The 17,527-nt window shown below is 70.0% G+C and carries 17 protein-coding genes; 15 read left to right on the forward strand and 2 right to left on the reverse strand.

From position 1 onward, the window contains the following. Positions 1-9: 9 nt before the first annotated feature. The 12 genes from ACZ5NW_RS36880 to ACZ5NW_RS36935 all read left to right on the forward strand — a co-directional run bounded on the left by ACZ5NW_RS36880 (position 10) and on the right by ACZ5NW_RS36935 (position 12,103). The gene (locus ACZ5NW_RS36880) at positions 10-2,595 is read left to right on the forward strand and encodes an ATP/GTP-binding protein (protein ID WP_468748434.1); all 2,586 of its coding nucleotides are present in this window, start codon (positions 10-12) and stop codon (positions 2,593-2,595) included. After that, positions 2,592-3,506 carry a replication-relaxation family protein gene (locus ACZ5NW_RS36885; RefSeq protein ID WP_468748419.1) on the forward strand — a complete coding sequence of 305 codons (915 nt, stop codon included), beginning with the start codon at positions 2,592-2,594 and terminating at the stop codon, positions 3,504-3,506. The genes ACZ5NW_RS36880 and ACZ5NW_RS36885 overlap by 4 nt, the downstream gene beginning before the upstream one ends. An 890-nt stretch (positions 3,507-4,396) precedes the next feature. Beyond that, entirely contained in the window at positions 4,397-4,999 is a 603-nt protein-coding gene (locus tag ACZ5NW_RS36890; RefSeq protein WP_468748420.1) for a hypothetical protein, read from the forward strand. Between the two features lie 32 nt (positions 5,000-5,031). Further along, positions 5,032-5,862 (forward strand): ATP/GTP-binding protein, encoded by an 831-nt coding sequence (locus ACZ5NW_RS36895; RefSeq protein WP_468748421.1) that lies wholly within the window; start codon positions 5,032-5,034, stop codon positions 5,860-5,862. A gap of 132 nt (positions 5,863-5,994) precedes the next feature. Next, positions 5,995-6,585, forward strand: coding sequence for an SAF domain-containing protein (locus ACZ5NW_RS36900; protein ID WP_468748422.1), 591 nt, complete (start codon positions 5,995-5,997; stop codon positions 6,583-6,585). Next, positions 6,585-7,412 carry a hypothetical protein gene (locus ACZ5NW_RS36905; protein WP_468748423.1) on the forward strand — a complete coding sequence of 276 codons (828 nt, stop codon included), beginning with the start codon at positions 6,585-6,587 and terminating at the stop codon, positions 7,410-7,412. Before ACZ5NW_RS36900 ends, ACZ5NW_RS36905 begins: the two co-directional genes overlap by 1 nt. Further along, the gene (locus tag ACZ5NW_RS36910; protein ID WP_468748424.1) at positions 7,402-8,889 is read left to right on the forward strand and encodes a CpaF family protein; all 1,488 of its coding nucleotides are present in this window, start codon (positions 7,402-7,404) and stop codon (positions 8,887-8,889) included. The genes ACZ5NW_RS36905 and ACZ5NW_RS36910 overlap by 11 nt, the downstream gene beginning before the upstream one ends. Positions 8,890-8,921: 32 nt before the next feature. Continuing rightward, positions 8,922-9,857: a type II secretion system F family protein gene (locus tag ACZ5NW_RS36915; RefSeq protein WP_468748435.1), complete on the forward strand. Its 936-nt coding sequence runs from the start codon at positions 8,922-8,924 to the stop codon at positions 9,855-9,857. Beyond that, entirely contained in the window at positions 9,854-10,738 is an 885-nt protein-coding gene (locus ACZ5NW_RS36920; RefSeq protein WP_468748425.1) for a type II secretion system F family protein, read from the forward strand. The genes ACZ5NW_RS36915 and ACZ5NW_RS36920 overlap by 4 nt, the downstream gene beginning before the upstream one ends. Positions 10,739-10,956: 218 nt before the next feature. Next, on the forward strand, positions 10,957-11,163 hold the full coding sequence (locus ACZ5NW_RS36925) for a hypothetical protein (RefSeq protein ID WP_468748437.1): 207 nt from the start codon (positions 10,957-10,959) through the stop codon (positions 11,161-11,163). After that, on the forward strand, positions 11,160-11,588 hold the full coding sequence (locus tag ACZ5NW_RS36930) for a TadE family protein (RefSeq protein WP_468748426.1): 429 nt from the start codon (positions 11,160-11,162) through the stop codon (positions 11,586-11,588). Before ACZ5NW_RS36925 ends, ACZ5NW_RS36930 begins: the two co-directional genes overlap by 4 nt. A 5-nt stretch (positions 11,589-11,593) precedes the next feature. Beyond that, positions 11,594-12,103: a TadE/TadG family type IV pilus assembly protein gene (locus ACZ5NW_RS36935; RefSeq protein WP_468748427.1), complete on the forward strand. Its 510-nt coding sequence runs from the start codon at positions 11,594-11,596 to the stop codon at positions 12,101-12,103. 20 nt (positions 12,104-12,123) lie between these two features. Here the strand turns inward: ACZ5NW_RS36935 and ACZ5NW_RS36940 are convergent, their stop codons facing one another. Together ACZ5NW_RS36940 and ACZ5NW_RS36945 are read right to left on the reverse strand one after the other, a co-directional pair. Then, on the reverse strand, positions 12,124-12,459 hold the full coding sequence (locus tag ACZ5NW_RS36940; RefSeq protein WP_468748428.1) for a hypothetical protein: 336 nt from the start codon (positions 12,457-12,459) through the stop codon (positions 12,124-12,126). Between the two features lie 36 nt (positions 12,460-12,495). Further along, positions 12,496-13,029 carry a DUF4262 domain-containing protein gene (locus ACZ5NW_RS36945; protein ID WP_468748429.1) on the reverse strand — a complete coding sequence of 178 codons (534 nt, stop codon included), beginning with the start codon at positions 13,027-13,029 and terminating at the stop codon, positions 12,496-12,498. Between the two features lie 117 nt (positions 13,030-13,146). Here ACZ5NW_RS36945 and ACZ5NW_RS36950 point away from each other — a divergent pair, with 117 nt between their 5' ends. From ACZ5NW_RS36950 to ACZ5NW_RS36960, 3 genes are all read left to right on the forward strand, one after another. After that, positions 13,147-13,584 (forward strand): pilus assembly protein TadG-related protein, encoded by a 438-nt coding sequence (locus ACZ5NW_RS36950; RefSeq protein WP_468748430.1) that lies wholly within the window; start codon positions 13,147-13,149, stop codon positions 13,582-13,584. Beyond that, positions 13,584-17,150, forward strand: a complete 3,567-nt coding sequence (locus ACZ5NW_RS36955; RefSeq protein WP_468748431.1) for a LysM peptidoglycan-binding domain-containing protein — start codon at positions 13,584-13,586, stop codon at positions 17,148-17,150. Before ACZ5NW_RS36950 ends, ACZ5NW_RS36955 begins: the two co-directional genes overlap by 1 nt. A 138-nt stretch (positions 17,151-17,288) precedes the next feature. After that, on the forward strand, positions 17,289-17,527 hold a 239-nt coding region (locus tag ACZ5NW_RS36960), incomplete at its 3' end, for a DUF2637 domain-containing protein (RefSeq protein ID WP_468748432.1).

The raw sequence follows: 17,527 nt of genomic DNA on the forward strand, positions 1-17,527 counted from the left end.
GCGGATGACATGGCGGCCGGTCAGGCCCTCGGCATGCTGGCAGGCCTGGCCGACGCCGCCCGCTGGATGATGGCCTACTGGTACTTGCCCATGGCGGCCGCCCTCGCCGTCTGGGCCGTGAGCGAGGGGACGGCGCGCCGTCTGGCGAAGAAGGCCTCGGCCCAGCGGATGGCGCTGGAGCTCGTGCCGTCGCAGCACTTCGACCCCGGCCCGGAGGAGATCTTCCGCCGCGGCGTGCAGCTCGCCCGGGCCTCGACGAGTATGCCGTGGTGGGCGCCCAGACGGTCCAAGACGGTGCAGATCCGGCTGCGTGCCGACGGCTCACACCCGTTGCGCTACCGGATCGAGGGTCCCGCGGGCGGCGAACGCCTGCTGTCGATCACCCCCTTCGGGCCGGCCGTCACTGTGAAGCGGGCCCGCCCGGTCACCGACAAGCCGCGTAAGCATGTGGTGCGCGCGGAGTTCGTCCTGCGCGGCCGGCCCACGGCCCCGCTGCGCGACGTTCCCCTGGACCCGGATCCGCTGCAGCCCCTGATCGACGCCGTCTGCGATCTGCGGGCGGAGCTGGGGGACCTGGCCGAGATACGGCTCGACATCCAGCGCTCTCCCAAGTGGGCGCTGCGGGCCCGCCGGGTGCAGCTGATGGCCGACGCCCGCCGCAGGGAGCGGCGCGAGGCGCAGCGGGCGGCCCGGTGGGTGCGCCACGACGCCACCGGCATCGACGACTCGCTCGCCTGGCAGCTGAAGCAGCTCGTCAGCGGCACGCGAGGCGTGGGCGGGCAGCGCCGTCTGGTCATGCCGCCCGTCCCCCGGCGGGTGGACCCCGCCGAAGCGCTGGGCAAGCTTGCCGACGACGACCACCTGGTGCGCGTGCAGCTGCTGGTGATGTGCGCGTCGAACATAGAGGGCCGTTCCCAGGCCCGGCTCGCCCAGCTCCAGGCCGCCCTCGACGTGTTCGGTGGCGGCTCACGGTGGGCGATGCGCGGATGGCGGATCGGCCCGTGGCGGATCGGCGCGGACCGCTGGCCCAGCCGCCGCGGCTTCGAGCGCCGCTGGACCTGGGGCCACTGCCAGCCGCCCCGTGCGAACTGGGTCCGCCTTGAGGAGCTGGCCGGCCTGCTCAAGCCGCCCACGGTGCACTGCCGGCTGCCGCTGCTCGCCGGGGACCTGCCGGCCTTCGAATTCGGCAACCCCGCGCTCCTGCTGCAGGGCATCTACCGCGGCCCCGACGGCCGCCGCCGACTGGTCGCCACGTATGCGAAGGAGACGCTCTTCGAGGTGGGCGTGGGCAAGGCGGGCGGCGGCAAGACCGAACGGGCCCTCGCCCAGGCCATCGGCTGGGCTCACGCCGGCGGCGGGCTGATGTTCGTCGACCCGCACCGCGACTCCTGGCCTCGCGCTCTGCCGTTCCTGGCCCACGGCACGCTGATGAACCGGGTCGCGCTCATCGACCTCAACGCCCACGGGCCGGCCCCCAAAGTCAGCTCATGGAACCCGCTCGGCATGCACCAGGGCCAGGTCGCGCACGAAGTCGTCGAGGCCACCGCGGACGCCTGCGCTGCCGCACTGGGCTGGGACGACGCCAGTGCACCCCGCGCGCTGACCATCCTTACCGCCGCTCTGGCGGTGCTCGTGGCCGTCAACGAAGCCGCCTGCCAGGCCGGACGCCCCGAAGACCAGGCCACCGTGTTCCACGTGCGGGCGCTGCTCACCGACCCAGCCTTCCGCGCCGCAGCACTCGCCTGCGTTCAGGGGCGCCTGGATACGGAGACCCGATCCTGGTGGCGGACCGTGTTCCCCACCCTGCCGCCGGACTCCTTCGCCGTGGTCCTCAACCCGATCGCCCGCCTCGCCGCCAACCCCGTCACCCGCGCCTTCCTCGGGCAGCCGGCCGGCCACTACAACATCCGCGCCGCGATGGACTCGAAAATGATCGTGTGGGTGTGCCCGGGCGGCAACGGCCCAACCGACCGGCTCGTCACCGCACTGCTCGCCCGTGACCTGCTGCGCGCCGTACGCTCCCGCCGCGACACCCCCGAAGCCCGACGGGTGGCGTTCCGCGCGTACTTCGACGAATTGATCACCCTGACCGGCGCAGCCCCAGAAACAATCGCCAGCATGTTCGAGGACTTCCGCAAGTACAAAGTCCACGTGCACGGCATGACCCAGCTGCTGGCCCGCCTGCCCAACCCGGTGCGGCTCTCCCTCGTCCAGAACGCCTCCACTCTCGCATCCACCGCCGGATCGAAGTCCGCCATCGCCGCGATCACCGCCGAATGGGGCGACCGTCCCGGACCCGACGTCGTCGCCACCCTCGACCGGTTCGAGCACTACATGTCACTGACCATCAGGGGCCGGCGCATCGGCCCTGTGGTGATCACCGGCCCGCACCTCGACGAGGTATTCGCCCACTACGCACGCCCCCGCCAGGCGGCGGCGCTCGAACGAGCCGCCCTCACCACGGCCGGCGCCCAGCCCCTGGATCAGCTAACGACCCGCGCCACCGACCAGCTGGCCCGCGTAGGCCGCCTCCTCACCCAACTCGCCCCCATCATGCCGTCGGCCGTACGTCAGCAGAATCAGGGATACCAATGACCACGACCTTCCAGACCGTGTCGACCGGTCATATTCCGAGCCCGGTGGAGCCGCTGCCGCACCAGCTCCTGGCCGCGCTGGGGCAGCACCGCATGGCGACCACGCGTCAGCTGCACGACCTGCTGCGGCCCCACGCAGCGCGGCAGACCGTCTCCATGCCGCTGAACAAGCTGCGCCGTGACGGCCTGGTGGACTACACGGTGCTGCCGCAGTCCAACCGCTCCCGTGCCTGGTATCTGACAGGGGAGGGCGCCCGGCTGGTCCGGGACTTCCCCGCACTGCGGGGCCGGCCGCCGTATCCGATCACCTCGGCCACCGCCGCCTCGCTGAAGACACCACACACCCTGACCGTGGTCCGCACCCACCTGGCGTTCGCGGCCGATGCCCGCAGGCGTGGCGACGAACACGGGCACCTGGACTGGACCCCTGAGGTCTCCCACCCGCTGGGCGATGGCGAGAAGATCATCGCGGACGCGCTCATGCACTACACACTCACTGGCGAGGAACAGCGCACGAAGCTCAGGGCGTTCGTCGAGGTTGACCGTACGACCATGAGCAGCGAGCGGCTCGCGTCGAAGTTGATCGAGTACGCGCGGCTGTGGTCGCACGAGCCGCTGCCTGTGGGGCGGCAGCGCTCGCGGCAGTCGGTCGTTCCCGGCGTCGTCTGGCTGCGCTGGTACCCCGTATTCCCTCGAGTCTTGTTCGTACTGACCGGAGCTTCCCGGTTCGTCTTGGACAACCGGATCAGCGACCTGCAGGCCATGGTCGCGCAGCACCCGCTCGTGGGCACGCTGGCCCGGCAGGTTCCACTGGGCGCCGCCGTCCTGGACGACCTCGAACTCCGGGGGCCCACGGACGACGTCTGGGTACCCCTGGCAGGTGGCGAGCCGCGGCCGTGGACCGAGCTGTGACACGGGCCCACGGCGACCGGATGCCACAGCTTCGCAGCCACGCCGGAACCCACTTGATATTTGCTTACGCGAATGCTTTATTTACTTCCGCACCGCAGGACCGCGCCCTACAACTACCCCTGTACGCCGTGAACTTGGGAGGACTCGATGCTGCAGCTACGGGTGGAGTTCGCATCACGGAAACAGAATCTAGCGAGGCACGGCCCGGCCTTACGCACGCCGCCCGGGACGCCGGAGAGCCTGTACAGCCCGAAGAGGCCGAGGGCCTCGCCCCGGACAACCTGGACCTCGCGCACACCGCACCCGATCACCCCGGCGGCGGCCGCCTCACCCACGACCCCGCACACACTCACCCCTCTGCGTACGCACCGCATTTCCCTCACAGACGCCAGCCGCCGCGACTACGAGTTCACCCCACTCCGGAATGGGCCACGACTGACCGGCAGCCTGAACAGCGAATCCGGCTAACACTCCATCAGAACAAGGGAGTCCGGCCCGTTCCAGTCGAAGCCTTCCAGCCAACAGCCGCCAACGGCCGCACCCATGCGGGCCACGGCTCACTACGGGACTACCCGCCCGACACCACACAACATCCGCAGCGCGCAGACCAGCACATTCACCCCATCCGTAGGGCACACGAGCTCGAAATGCCCCTCGCCTGCACGGACAGGCGAAGCCACATTGCACTAATCACCACCCCAACAACATCAGTCACAGACACCCCTCAGCATTCATTCAACCCACAAAAAAGAAAGCAAGGTTGACTGGCATATGCATAATCTGACGACTCCTGAAGCGCACATCCACACGAGCCGCTCAGGGCTACCGGTCGGCTCTGACCACCTGAATCCCAGCAGGCCCTGGCACAAGGCGCTGGACAGGGAGACAACGTGACACACCAGGAACACCACAACGCCTTAACTGCGCGCGGTCTCGCAGCCGTGTCCATGGTGCTGTGTGCCGGGCTCACGCTGTCCGCATGCAACTCCTCGAACGACGAGGCGCAGACCGCGAGGCAGACCACCAAGGCTCCACGGACACCGAGTGCGAACCCGTCCGCCTCAACGGAACGAGCAGACGCTGCCAAGACGCAGGCCATCGCAACGTACGCAGCGTACTGGCGGGAGATGGAGAAACTCTATGCCGACGCCTCGGGAAAGAGCGCCCATCTTGATCATTATGCCGCGTCTGCTGCTTTGAAGAATGCTGAGGCAGACGCCAAGAGCACCCACGACCGCGGTCTCATCAACACCGGAGACGTTGTCGTCACTGACCAGTTCGTCACCAAGGTCAACGCCGTAGGCCAGGTCCCGAACGCAACCGTTTCCAGTTGCTTGGACATCACGCGTTGGCGGACCGTCAACTCCACAACAAAGAAGCCAGTCTCCCTCCCGTCCAACCGACTGACGAAGTACGTGATCGTCAGCGTCGTCGAGCAGTACCCGGAAGGGTGGCGCGTCACCCGCGACGAGCCGCAGGGGAAACCGTGTTGACCCGCCTCAGCACTGTAACCGCACTGACCGTCATGGCCGCGCTCTCTACTCCGGCCACCAGCTACGCGAAGGACACCGCCCAAGGCAGTGGCGGCACCCACTGCGGCTTGTACACGTGCGAGGTCGAGGTCGGCGTCCCTGGCCGGGACGGCGGCAAGAGCTCCAACGCTCAAGGCAGTAAAAATGATGGTGCCGCCGGCAAGGGAAGCGGAGCCGACATCCAGTGCACCTACACGCTGGCCGTCCCGCAGCCCCCCGCGGGGAGCCAGGACTGGCAAGGGCACCACCCCGGCGACGGTGCCGTTTACGACAAGACATGCCGCGACGGGGACAACGACCTCCGGGTCGATCCCGTCTGGCTCGCTCAGCCGCCCGCCCAGGCCGTCGACCCGGCTGTGCTGGCCCAGCAGGCCGTCGACAGGATGACGCTGCTCGGACCGGACATCGCCAGTCCCCGGGCCGCCGGCAGGTACACGGTGGGCGTGCCGATGTGGCTGTGGGTGAATCAGAGCGCCACGACTTTCGGTCCCAACACGGCTTCCGCCTCGGCAGGAGGTATCACGGTCGCTGCTACCGCGAGGGTGTCGAAGATCGTCTGGCAGATGGGCGATGGCACGACGGTGGCTTGTTCCGGCCCTGGTACGCCCTATACGGCCTCTGCCGGTATGGCCAAGTCGCCGACCTGCGGCCACGTCTACGCAAGGACCTCGGCGATCGGCGGAGGCAGGTACCGGGTCACGGCGACTTCCACGTGGACGATCGACTGGCAGGTCACTGGGGGCGGGGGGCAGGCCGGACAGCTCATTCAGACGCGGCAGTCCCAGATGCAGGTGGCGGTCGGCGAATTACAGGTCGTCCGGTAGCGCCGCCGGGAGGGTGAAACGTTGAGCAGGACCAAAGAACGCAGGCCCGTGGCGGGCGATGTTGCCGCGCAGGGGCAGTTCCGTGGGCCGGTGGCGCCGCCTCGGGTCTCGGCTCGCCGGCGCCGTCCGGGAATGATCGCCTTGTCGCTGGCCCTGATCGCGGCCGGCGGCGCCGGTGTTGCGGTGCTGCTGTTGCAGGTCGGGGACCGTACGGACGTGGTGACCGTGGTCCGCGAGGTCCACGTCGGCCAGGTCCTCACCGAGAACGACCTGGGCAAGGCGTCCGTCGCCCTGGACCCGGCCGTCAAGGCGGTGCGCGCCGGTGATCTGACGTCGGTGGTGGGCAAGCGGGCCGCGGTGGACCTCAAGCCGGGCTCCCTGCTGGCCCCCTCGCAGGTGACGAAGGATTCGCTGGTGAAGGCCGGTGAGCAGTTGGTGCCGATCGGGCTGGAGCCCAAGCAGATCCCGGCCACGGCTTTGGTGCCGGGTCAGAGGGTCCAGCTGGTGCACGTCCCGGCTCAGGGGACGACGGATGGCGGCACGACGTCCGGTGATGTGCCGCAGACGATTGACGGCCGGGTCGTGAAAGCGTCCGGGGCTGCCCCCGGCACGGGAATCGTGGTCGTCGATTGTGCCGTCTCCGCCGCTGAGGGCCCCACGGCCGCCGCATGGGAGGCGGCCGGCACCTTGCGTCTGGTCCTCGCGGCTGAGGACGGTGGCTGATGGCTGTGATCGCGCTCGCGGGGTGCAGCGGCGCGCCCGGCGTGACCACGAGCGCTCTGGCGCTGCTGCTGTCGTGGCCGCTTCAGGCGGGGCGGCGGATGATCCTGGCCGAGTGCGACCCGGACGGAGGGGCTGTGCTGCATGGTCTGCTGCAGGGCACGCTCGGTGACCGGTACGGGCTGCGTAACCTCTCGGTCGCCGCCCGCACGGGCGAGTTCAGCGATGCCTTTTGGCGGCAGCTGATCGACCTCAGCGGGGAGGACGGCAGGCAGGAGTCTGCGCGCGACCGGCTGCTGCTGCCCGGCATCACCGACCCCGCGCAGGAGGCCAGCTTCGGGGCGGTCTGGAAGATCCTCGCGCGGATGTTCCGCGGCATCGAGGCCGAGAGCGGCCACGACGTTCTCATCGATCTCGGCCGCCGGGGGGCGTATGGGCCCTGTGGTGTCCTGGCCGAGCAGGCCGATGCCACCTTCGTGGTGGTCCGCAACACCTTGCGCTGCCTGCAGGCGGCGGAGGGCCGCGTGCGTGCGCTGGAGGAGCGTGTGGGGGACGTCGGCGTGCTGCTGATCAACGAGGGCCCGTATCCCGCGGGCGAAGTGCAGCGCGTGCTGCGGGTGCCGGTCATCGCCACCCTGCCGTATGCGCCCGGGGATGCCCGTGTGCTGTCCGACGGCGCCGAGCAGCCGCGCCACTTCACCCGGTCGCCGCTGATGAAGGCGGCCCGCACGGGCAGCACGCTACTCATCCAGCGGGCCGCCCAGCGGCGGGCCCGCCTGGATCCACGCGAGGCACGCAGGCTGGGCGGGGAGGTGCCCCATGCAGGCTAGGCCCCTGCACCCCGACCCCACGGTGGCGCCGCTGCCCCCGAAGCGAGTACGGCAGACAAGCAGCACAGCAGGGCGTGAGGGTGCTGCTTCGGCTGCGCGGGTGCTCGGCGCGGCGGTTCCTGAGATCACGGTCGACTACCGGGTGGCCCGCGAGATCGGCTCTCAGGTCGCCAAGCAGCGCGAGGAGCTTCTCAAGACGAAGCCGGACATGGACCGGGCCAGTGAGGAGCAGCGTTGTCTGAACTGGATCGCCGAGGCGGTCGCGCTGTGGTCGGACGCGCAGGCGATGTCGCCGCAGGAGGACGAGGCGCTGCGGCGCGCTGTGTACGATCTGCTTTTCCGGGCCGGCCGGCTCCAGCCGTATCTGGACGATGAGCGGGTCGAGGACATCATCATCCAGGGCCCGCACGAGGTGTGGCTCGACTACGGCGACGGCCAGCGCCGCCGCGTCGGCCCGATCGCGCACTCCGAAGAGGAACTGCTGGAGCTGCTGCGGGAGCTGGCTCGGGGTTCGGGGCACAGCGAGCGCACCATCTCCACGGCGAACCCCACCCTCGCCTTGTCGCTGCCCGACGGCTCCCGCCTGCAAGCCATCACGGGGCTGGGGCCGATGACATATGCGGTCATCCGCCGGCACCGGGTCTCCCACGCGGATCTCGACGACCTCGTACAGCTGGGCACCATCGACCCGATTCTGCGCGCCTTCCTTCGCGCCTGCGTGCGCGCCGGAAAGAACATCATGATCGCGGGGAAGCAGAAGGCCGGGAAGACCACGCTGCTGCGGGCGATGCTCAAGGAGTTCGACCCGCAGTGCCGGTTCGCGACCATCCAGACCGAGGACGAGCTGTTCGCCCACGCAGGCGGCTACCACCAGCAGGTCGTGTCCCTGGTCGGGCGCGAGTCCAACGGGGAGAAGGACGCAGCCGGGCGCGGCGCGGGTGAGGTCACGCTGCTGGATTTGATGCATCCCGCGCTGCGGATGTCCCTGGAGCGGATCGTGGTCGGCGAGGTCCGCGGGCCCGAAGTCGTCGCCATGATGCAGGCGTTGACGAACGGCTCGGGCGGCAACCTGTGCACCATCCACGCGCGTCGCCCGGACATCGTCTTCGACCGGATCGCCGAGCTGTACGCGCTCGCCCAGGACAACCTCTCCGAGCAGCTCGCCTACCGGCAGACCGCCAACGGCCTGGACTTCATCGTCTACGTCGACATGACGGACGAGACGCAGATCGGCGGCCGCCGCCACCGCTACGTCTCGCACGTGCTGGAGCTGACCGGGATCGGCGAGACGGGCCGGCCAGCCACCAATGAGATCTTCGCCCCCGCCCTGGAGTGGGGGGAAGTGCGGGCGGTGCCGAAGATGGACCCGGCCTGCATCGACGATCTGCGCCGCGTCGGCTTCGACTCCGGCCTGCTGCAGCACTCGTCGGGGGCCTGGCCGGGACCGCTGCCGCTGAAAGTGGGAGCAGGCCGGTGACCTTGACGGTGCTGCTCGCTGTGCTGTCCGGCATGGCCGTGGCCGGCGGGCTGATCGGTGTCGTGGCCGGCGTCGTGGGCACCACCGTGCCGCGCCGGGCCCCGCTGCGCCGGCGCTGGCAGGCCGCGCTGGCAGGCGGCAAGAGCCAGAACGAGGGCGGCCGGATGCGGCGACGCACCCTCGCGGTCGCGGCCGTCGTGGTGTTCGTCGCCGTGTGGCTGGCCTCGGGGAACTTCGTCGGCGGGGTGCTGCTCGGCCAAGCCGTCATCGGCGTTCCCTGGCTGATCACCCCGGCGCAAATCGCGCAGGAACGCATCGGCCAGCTGGAGGCCTTGAGCGAGTGGACACAGCGGCTGGCCGGCCTGCTGCGCTTGGGCATGGGCCTGGAACAGGCGATGATGACCAGCCGTCAGGGGGCGCCGGACGAACTCGCCCCGCAGATCACCACCCTGTCCGACCGGCTGCGACTGGGGTGGCGGCCGGACGGCGCGCTGCGCGCGTTCGCCGACGAACTCGACGATGTCACCGCGGACAAAGTGATCGCGGCACTCATCTTGTCGGTGGGCGACCGCGGCCCGGGCCTGGCACAAGCGCTGGAGGACCTCTCGGGCACCGTCCGCGAGGAGGTCGCCAAGAAGCGTGCCATCGAGGCGGACCGGGCCAAACCGCGCACCACCGTGCGGTGGATGACCGTGATCACCGTCGGTGTCGTGGTGGCCGGGTTCTTCGTTCCCGGCTACACCAAGCCCTACTCCACCCTGCTGGGACAGCTCGTGCTCGCCCTCCTTGCGGCCGGCTTCATCGGCGTGCTCGCTCTGATGCGGCAGCTGGGCTCCTTCCGCCGCATCCCCCGCTTCCTCATCACCGACCCCACCAGCACCGTCCGGCTGCCTTCCCCCGCCCCCGCGTCGGAGCGGGAGCGGGATGTGCCGGCCGGCGCCCGCGAAGCGCAAGGAGCCGCGCCGTGATGCTGATACCTGCCGTGCTGACCGGCAGCACGATCGGTGCCGGGATCGCGCTGCTGGTCCGGGAACTGCTGCAGCCGAAGCCCGCGTTGGCGTGGGCCCTTAAGCGCACTGCACCGGCCGCCTTGACGATGCCCGAGCCGGAACTGGACCGCGAGGAGTTGTGGGGCCGCTGGCTGATGGCCCGCCTCGTGCGGCTTCCAGGCGTGAGGGTGCCCACGACGAACCTGGCCCTGCTGGGGCAGGGACCCGGCCAGTTCATGCTGAAGAAGACCGCGCTGGCCGCGCTGGGCCTGCTCAGCCCCGTGATCGCGACGATTCCCTGGATCATCGCCGGCGTCAGTCTGCCCTTCTACGTGCCGACCGGCGTCGGACTCATCGTGGCGGTGCTGCTGTTCATCACCCCCGATCTCGCGGTCCGGGACGAGGCCAAGCGGGCGCGGGAGGAGTTCGCGCACGCCCTGTCCGCCTACCTCGACCTGGTCGCCCTCAAGCGGGCCGCCGACGCCGGCCCCGCCGAGGCTCTGGAGAAAGCCGCCGAGGTGGGCGAGGGCTGGCCCTTGCTGTATCTGCAGGGCGCGCTGCGCCGGGCGCGACTGGAGAAGATCCCGCCCTATCAGGCGCTCACGGAACTCGCCCACGACTACGAGCTGCCCGTCCTGGACGACGTCGCCGACATCATGCGCGGCTCGGCCACCGACGGCGCCGCCGTCTACAAGGCACTGCGCGCCCGTACCGCAGCACTCAATGCCGAACTGCTGACCGGCCAGGCCGCAGAAGCCAACGCGGCCAGCGAGAAGATGACCGCCCCGGGAGCCCTCCTCGCCGTTTTGGTGATGCTGCTGATGGCCTTCCCCGCCGTGATCCGCATGCTCACCGTCTGACGACCCGAGTCGTCCAACACCCACGAGAGGAACAGCACATGAAGCACTCGTCACAGCGCACCCGCCAGGCGGTGCTGCGAGCACCCACGCCCAGCCCATGCCGAACGCCCGGCACCGGCCGGCCAGCAGGCCACCCCCACTCAAACCCGCACCCACACCCGCACACCAGAGCGTCCGTCTCGTCCCGCGAGCCGGGGCACGGCGGCCGGGCGGCCCGGATGCGGTCGCGCGGCAACCGCGCGGTGCTGTGGTTCACCACCCGGATGCGGGAGGGTCTTGTGGAGGCGGCCCGCCGGCCGGATCGCGGCGACATCTCCACCACGACCGTCATCATCTGGGTAGCCGCCGTCACCGGCGCCGTCCTCATCGCCGGGACCATCGCCGTTGTCATCGCCAAATACAACGGCAAGCTCTCCGGCCTGTGACCGCCCGCGCCGAACGGCTGAAGGAGTGGTGGCAGGGGCGAGGATGGCGCGACGACCGCGGCGACACATCCATCCAGATGGCGATCATCTTCCCCCTCGTGCTGCTCGCCACGGTCGCCGTCATCCAGGCCTCCCTGTGGTACTACGCCCGGCAGATCGCCCTGACCGCCGCCCGCGAAGGCGCCACCACCGCCCGCGCCTACCCCTCCAGCCCGGCCGACGGCGCGGCCCGCGCACGCGGTGTGCTGGAGCGCACCGCGGGCGACAGCCTGCGCGACTACAGCGTCACCGCCGCCAGCGACGGACAACGGGTGCGCATCCAGGTATCCGGCACCGCCCTGTCGATGATCCCCGGCGTGCCGGGCCTGCACGTCACCCAGTCGGCGTCCGGGCCCGTCGAGCGCTGGACCCTCCCGGGGGAGTGAATCGCATGCCACAGACGGCCCGTTGGATACGCAGGCTTCGCGGCGACGACGGCGGTGCCGCGATTGAAGCGGCCATCATCCTCCCCTCTTTGATCATGTTCCTGTCTCTGGCCATCGCCGGCGGCCGGATCGTCACCTCCGGCGCGAAAATCGACGCGGCGGCTGAGGACGCAGCCCGGGAAGCATCCATCCACCGCACGGCGGCAGCCGCCCAACAGGCCGCGCAGTCAGCAGCCGCCGAATCCCTGACCGACCAGGGCATCACCTGCGCATCCACGTCCGTCCGCGTCGACACCGGCGGCCTGACCGTGCCGGTGGGGCAGGTCGGCACGGTCACCGTGACCGTGACCTGCACCGTCAACCTGTCCGACCTCCTGCTTCCGGGCCTGCCGGGGGCCAAGACCCTCACCTCGACGGCGACCTCGGTGGTGGACCAGTACCGTCAGCGAGCTCTCGGGTTCGCGCGTTCTGAAGTGCCATGGAGTGCGGACCGAAGTGCGGGTGCTCAGCAGTGAGCGCGCGAGAGTACGCGGGTTCACGCTCCGTCCATCGAGCGATTCCGAGCTCTCGCCTGGCAGGCTGCTCGTGCTGCGAGCCAGACGGTCTCGAACTCATTGAAGGTGAGGTCGTCCGGATCGTGTCCGTCCCACTCGCCGACGGGAATCTCAGCGGTGAAGCCGAAGGCTGCTTCGTAGTTGGCGAGGGTTCCGGCCTGCCGGGCGGCTTCCCACTCAGCCGACGAGGCTGCGGCGACGGGCTTTTCGAGCGGCCCGTGGAGTTCAACCTGGCGGGTGACCCAGCCGTCTGCGTCGACCTCGAAGTAGAACCAGGTGTCTTCCTCTGCCCAGTGACTGCGGAACCAGCGCGTCATGGCGTCATTGTCCCCGATGGCATCGCGATCGTCCGTTCACAAATCCTGCGTCCAGACCCCGACGGGATGTTCGCCGGGGTGCAGGTCCAGCCGGGGCTGGTGGCTCAGGAGGTCTTCCCCACCGGGCTGCCAGGGGAAAGCTCCGTCACGGCCCGGCCAGACCACCTGGAGGAACGGGAACGGCGGCTTGCGGTAGTAGCCGATCGCAGTGCCGAAGAACGCCTTGTACCAGCGGTAGTCGACCGGTTGGAGCACGACCCGGACGCCGGCGACGTCGTACGCCTCATGGCCGGCCTCCAGCCGCTCTCCTTCGAGGGCCCGCCGCCCGAGGTCATTCAGGACTGTCTGCATCAGGTGGATGTCCAGGCCGAACATCGCAAGCTCGGGCATCCGGTGACCGTGCCACAAGCCGATGGTGTAGGCCCAACCCGGTCCCAGACTGTCGGCGGGGATCATCATGACCTGCCAGCCGTGCTGATCAATGGTGTCGACGGTCGACTGGGTGCTGGGGGCCAGTTCGTCGATGTTCTGGCAGACGACGCAGTGGCAGTCGGCGGGAGCGGTGGGCATGGCCGTGAGGTTACGGGAGCGGGCCGGCCCCACGTGCACGGGAACGCAACCGGGAGTGGCGGCCTCCACCGAACCTACGGCCTGTCCGACACGAGGTGACTGATGATCTTACGTCGGATGCGGCAGTCCCGAGGTGGCGACCGGGGCGGCGTCACCGTGTTCGTCGCCGTTTGCGTCACCGCGCTGATCGGCATCATCGGCGTCGCCGTGGACGGCGGCAGCAAGATGCGCGCCACCGAACGCGCCGATTACATCGCCGGCGAAGCGGCCCGGGCCGGCGGACAGGCCATCGACCCCGCCAACGCCATCAACGGCACCGCAATCACCGTCGACCCGCAGGCAGCGGCCGCCGCAGCGCAGGCCTATCTGAGCTCCGCGGGTGCCACCGGCACCGTCAGCGTGTCCGACGACGGCAAGACCCTCACCGTCACGGTCACCGGCACCTGTGCCACGACGTTCCTGTCGGTGGTCGGGATCGACTCACTGCCGGTGACCGGCCATGGAATGGCCACTCTCCTGCACGGCGTCACCGCACCCGAAGGACAGGGAAGCTGATGCGCACCACCACCCGCTCCCCCGCCGCTGCCTCCGGCCGCACCCTGGCCCGGGTCCTCAAGGCCGGGCTGAGCCTGCTCGTTCTGGCCACCGCACTCGCCGGTCTGCCGCTGCTGCTGGCCTGGGCCACGCCCATCATCTGGACGGCCACCCACGACGACCTCACCCACCTGCTGGACCGGCAGGACACCGGCGGCGCGTTTGTGCTGCTGCTCGCCTGCGTGGGCTGGATCGGGTGGGCGCAGTTCAGCTTCTGCGCCGTACGCGAGCTGATCGCACAGCTGCGGGGCCGGGCCTGGCGCGCCCCGCGCGGGCTGGGGGCCTCGCAGCGCACCGCGGCCCTGCTGATCGGAAGCATCCTGGTGCTGCTGCCCACCAGTTCAGCCCTCGCATCCGACGCCCACGCCGCACCCGCCGCGGGACACGTGCCGGGACAGACGGGCCAAACCCCGCCCGCGGGCGCCGCCGAAGCCGGCCAGGCCTCACCCACATCCCCCGCGAGCACACCGGCGTCGCCCACGTACGCGGTGCGCGAGACGCGGCCGGCGGAAAGCCTGTGGGGCATCGCCGAACGCGAGTTGGGGGACGGCGAACGGTGGCGGGAGATCGCCGACCTCAACGAGGGCCGCACCATGCCCGACGGCACCCCCTTCCAGGCCAACAGCTTCCTGCAGCCCGGCTGGCAGCTGAAGATGCCCCGGACCGCTACTCCAACGGAAAGCATCCGTACGCAGCTGGGCGACGAAGCAGCGGCCGACAGCGAGAAGGGCGGGCACGTCGTCACGGTCCACTCCGGCGATTACCTATCGAAAATCGCAGAGAAGGAACTCGGCGACGGCAACGCATGGCCACAGCTGTTCGAAGCCAGCCGGGGCAAGCCCCAGCCCCACAGCCTGCCCGCCATCACCGACCCCGACGTCATCTACCCAGGCCAGCACATCACCGTGCCCGCCACACGAACCGACCAGCCGCCCCAACACCACGACCCGGGCAAGGAACCGACCGGCCAGGACACCACTCCCCCGGCCACCCAGAACCCCAACGGCCCGCAGAACTCCGACGCCGCACAGCCACCAGGCGACAGCACCGGAGATGCACCAGCACCAGCCCCCAGGCAGAGCCAGGCGCCCGCACCACAGCCGTCGGCGCCCACCGCACCGACCGGTCGCCCGGCCGAGCAGCCAGGGCACGATCAGGCCACTCCGTCCGCGACGCCCGAGCCCAGCGCCGACGTCTCGGCTTCTGCTGCCGACCCGCCGGCGTCGGCTGAGCCGTCCGGCGCTGCTGCTTCCTCCCGCGCGCCCGAGGCCCCGACGGCGGCCCCGGCCAGCAGCCCGCTGAACCTGCGCATCGTGCTCGGCGCCGCCGCACTGCTCGCCGCTGCCGTCACCGGTGCGCTCGCCCTGCGCCGGACGCTGCAGCGCCGCCGCCGCGAACCGGGCGAGAAGATCGCTATCGCAGCGGAGACTTCCCCCGCGGAGGCCCAGCTGGCGGCAGCCGCAGAACCCGACGGCGCTGCCCGTCTGGACGTTGCGCTGCGGACCCTGGCCCACCACCTGACCCAGCAGCAGGACGATGACGCGGTCCTGCCGCCGTTGCGGGCAGCCCGGATCGCGACCCGCACGGTCCAGGTGCTGCCCGAGGACCTCGCCCAGGAGCCCGTGCCGCCCTTTGTCTCTGGAAAGGCTGGCTGGTGGGTCCTTCCTGCGGAGGCCGACCTCCTCGACGAGGAGACGGCCCGCGAGGTGCAGGCGCCCTACCCCGGACTGGTCACGATCGGCACCACCAACACCGGCGACCTGCTGCTGCTCAACCTCGCCCACCAGCCCGCGCTGCTGCTGGACGGCACCTCCCTGCACATCACCGAGGTCTGCACCTCCCTCGCCCTGGAACTCGCCATGAGTCCATGGGCGGCCGACATCGAAGTCGTCACCGTCGGGTTCGGCGAAGACCTGCCCCAACTGCTGCCCACCACACGGATCACCCACATGCGCCAGCCCGCACATGCCCTGCGCGACCTGAGCGAACGCCTCCTCGAAGCACACCAGTTGCTCCCCAACCCACACCAGCCCTACCTGCTGCTGTGCGCATCCAGCCTCGACGCGGACACCGCCTGGCAGTTCGCCGACCTCATCGACAAAGCCGGCACCCTACCCGTCACGCTGATCGCCCCGGCCGGTACCACGGCCGCGCACTTCCCCTACGCGGACATCCTCAACGCCTCCGTCGACACACCACAGCCACTCGCCGCCGCCGGCCTCGAGATCACCGTGCAACGCCTGGAACACACCGCCTACCAACAGATCACCACCGCCCTGAAGATATCGGCACAACCGCCCCACCCCGCCGAAGGCCCCTGGCAGCACGTCCCCGACGAACCCGACACACAGCACCGGCAGGCAGCGCCGAAGAAGCCCCCCACGCCCGCACCCACCGCCACGCCGCACCCGCCGACCACAGCGGAGGCAGCAACGGCGACGGAGGTGGACGGCGAGATCTTTCCGGCCCTCCTCGCCGCCACCACCGACCCCGCCGGACCCCTCCTCCACTCCCCCGCCGCACCACCGGTACGGCCCGACGAAGAAACCAGGCTGGTCACCGCAGCAGCGGTGCCGTCAGTCCCGGCATTCCCGGCCGCCGCGGACCCCGCCGACACAGCACCCGCCGCGCAGGCGAGCGCCGAGGCCGGACCGGTTGCGCTGGCGGGCCACTCGGGGCCCGCCGCCGCGCAACCCGCGGCAGCGGACGCACACGACACAGAGGTGCAGGACCTGCACGCCCCCGAGATCCGGGTCCTGGGGCCGGTCGAGGTGACCGGCGTGGCCAACACCGGCCACGGCCCGCGCATGGCCCAACTCGCCGCCCTGCTGTACTTCCGGCCCGGCCGCAACGCCGACACCCTGTGCACCGACATGGACCCCAACAGCCCCTGGACGGCAAGTACCCTCAACGCACGCATGCAGGGCCTGCGTAGCTGCCTGGGCAGCGACACCACTGGCAACCCCTACGTCCCTCGCCGCAAAACCGGCGACGACCCCTACCGACTTGCGCCCGCCATACGCTGCGACTGGGCCCGCTTCCTGCACCTCACCGAACACGCCCTGCCCCTAGGCGCCGACGGCCTCACCGACCTCGAAAAGGCACTCGCCCTGGTCCGCGGCAAGCCCTTCGGCGGGCGGCCCCTGCCCTGGGCCGAACCCCACGCGCAGGAAATGATCACGCGGATCATCGACGTCGCGCACACCGTGGCCACTCACCGCACACCCCAAGGCCCCCACCACGACCTCAGCGCCGCCCGCCACGCCATCACCACTGGCCTCGACGTAGACGACACCGCCGAAATCCTCTACCGCGACTGGATACGTATCGAACACACAGCCAGAAACCGGCAAGGCATCCACACCGCCATCACCCGCCTCCAACAAATCAATCAGACACTCGACTGCTCACCAGAACCCGAAACCACCCAACTCATCAACCACATCCTCGACGGCAGCTCAAGCACACCAGCTATCACAACGCAGCAGAGACAGCCGGAAGGCCACCGGGCGACACCCACCCGGTGAACACCCTCGCGCCCCACACTGCACTGAACACCGGACGGGCCACAGGTGGGCGAGTACGAGCTCATACAGAGGCTCAGCACCCCCGGCGGCGCCAAGGGAGTACTCAAAGAACGCCGACGCTGCCAGAGAGGAGCAGACGTGGCTGCGGGCAAGGCTGGGAGACCCCTGAGCCAAGCTCAGCGGGTTCTCATCGGCGTGGTCGTGACCGGCGCCGTGATCATCGCCGGCATCGGCTTCGCCGGTTCGTACGCGGCCGTCCGAGAGCTGGCGATCAAAAAGGGCTTCGGGAACTTCTCCTATGTGTTCCCGATCGGCATCGACGCGGGCATCTGTGTCCTGCTCGCCCTGGACCTGCTCCTGACGTGGATCCGCATCCC

The organism is Streptomyces sp. NPDC032126 (assembly GCF_055580085.1).

Excerpts from the sequence above, each read along its gene's own strand:
- ACZ5NW_RS36880 (WP_468748434.1), top strand. The coding sequence starts at position 10 with ATGGCGGCCGGTCAGGCCCTCGGCATGCTGGCAGGCCTGGCCGACGCC.
- ACZ5NW_RS36885 (WP_468748419.1), top strand. The coding sequence starts at position 2,592 with ATGACCACGACCTTCCAGACCGTGTCGACCGGTCATATTCCGAGCCCG.
- ACZ5NW_RS36895 (WP_468748421.1), top strand. The coding sequence starts at position 5,032 with ATGGCCGCGCTCTCTACTCCGGCCACCAGCTACGCGAAGGACACCGCC.
- ACZ5NW_RS36900 (WP_468748422.1), top strand. The coding sequence starts at position 5,995 with ATGATCGCCTTGTCGCTGGCCCTGATCGCGGCCGGCGGCGCCGGTGTT.
- ACZ5NW_RS36905 (WP_468748423.1), top strand. The coding sequence starts at position 6,585 with ATGGCTGTGATCGCGCTCGCGGGGTGCAGCGGCGCGCCCGGCGTGACC.
- ACZ5NW_RS36910 (WP_468748424.1), top strand. The coding sequence starts at position 7,402 with ATGCAGGCTAGGCCCCTGCACCCCGACCCCACGGTGGCGCCGCTGCCC.
- ACZ5NW_RS36915 (WP_468748435.1), top strand. The coding sequence starts at position 8,922 with ATGGCCGTGGCCGGCGGGCTGATCGGTGTCGTGGCCGGCGTCGTGGGC.
- ACZ5NW_RS36925 (WP_468748437.1), top strand. The coding sequence starts at position 10,957 with ATGCGGTCGCGCGGCAACCGCGCGGTGCTGTGGTTCACCACCCGGATG.
- ACZ5NW_RS36935 (WP_468748427.1), top strand. The coding sequence starts at position 11,594 with ATGCCACAGACGGCCCGTTGGATACGCAGGCTTCGCGGCGACGACGGC.
- ACZ5NW_RS36940 (WP_468748428.1), bottom strand. The coding sequence starts at position 12,459 with ATGACGCGCTGGTTCCGCAGTCACTGGGCAGAGGAAGACACCTGGTTC.
- ACZ5NW_RS36945 (WP_468748429.1), bottom strand. The coding sequence starts at position 13,029 with ATGCCCACCGCTCCCGCCGACTGCCACTGCGTCGTCTGCCAGAACATC.
- ACZ5NW_RS36950 (WP_468748430.1), top strand. The coding sequence starts at position 13,147 with ATGCGGCAGTCCCGAGGTGGCGACCGGGGCGGCGTCACCGTGTTCGTC.
- ACZ5NW_RS36955 (WP_468748431.1), top strand. The coding sequence starts at position 13,584 with ATGCGCACCACCACCCGCTCCCCCGCCGCTGCCTCCGGCCGCACCCTG.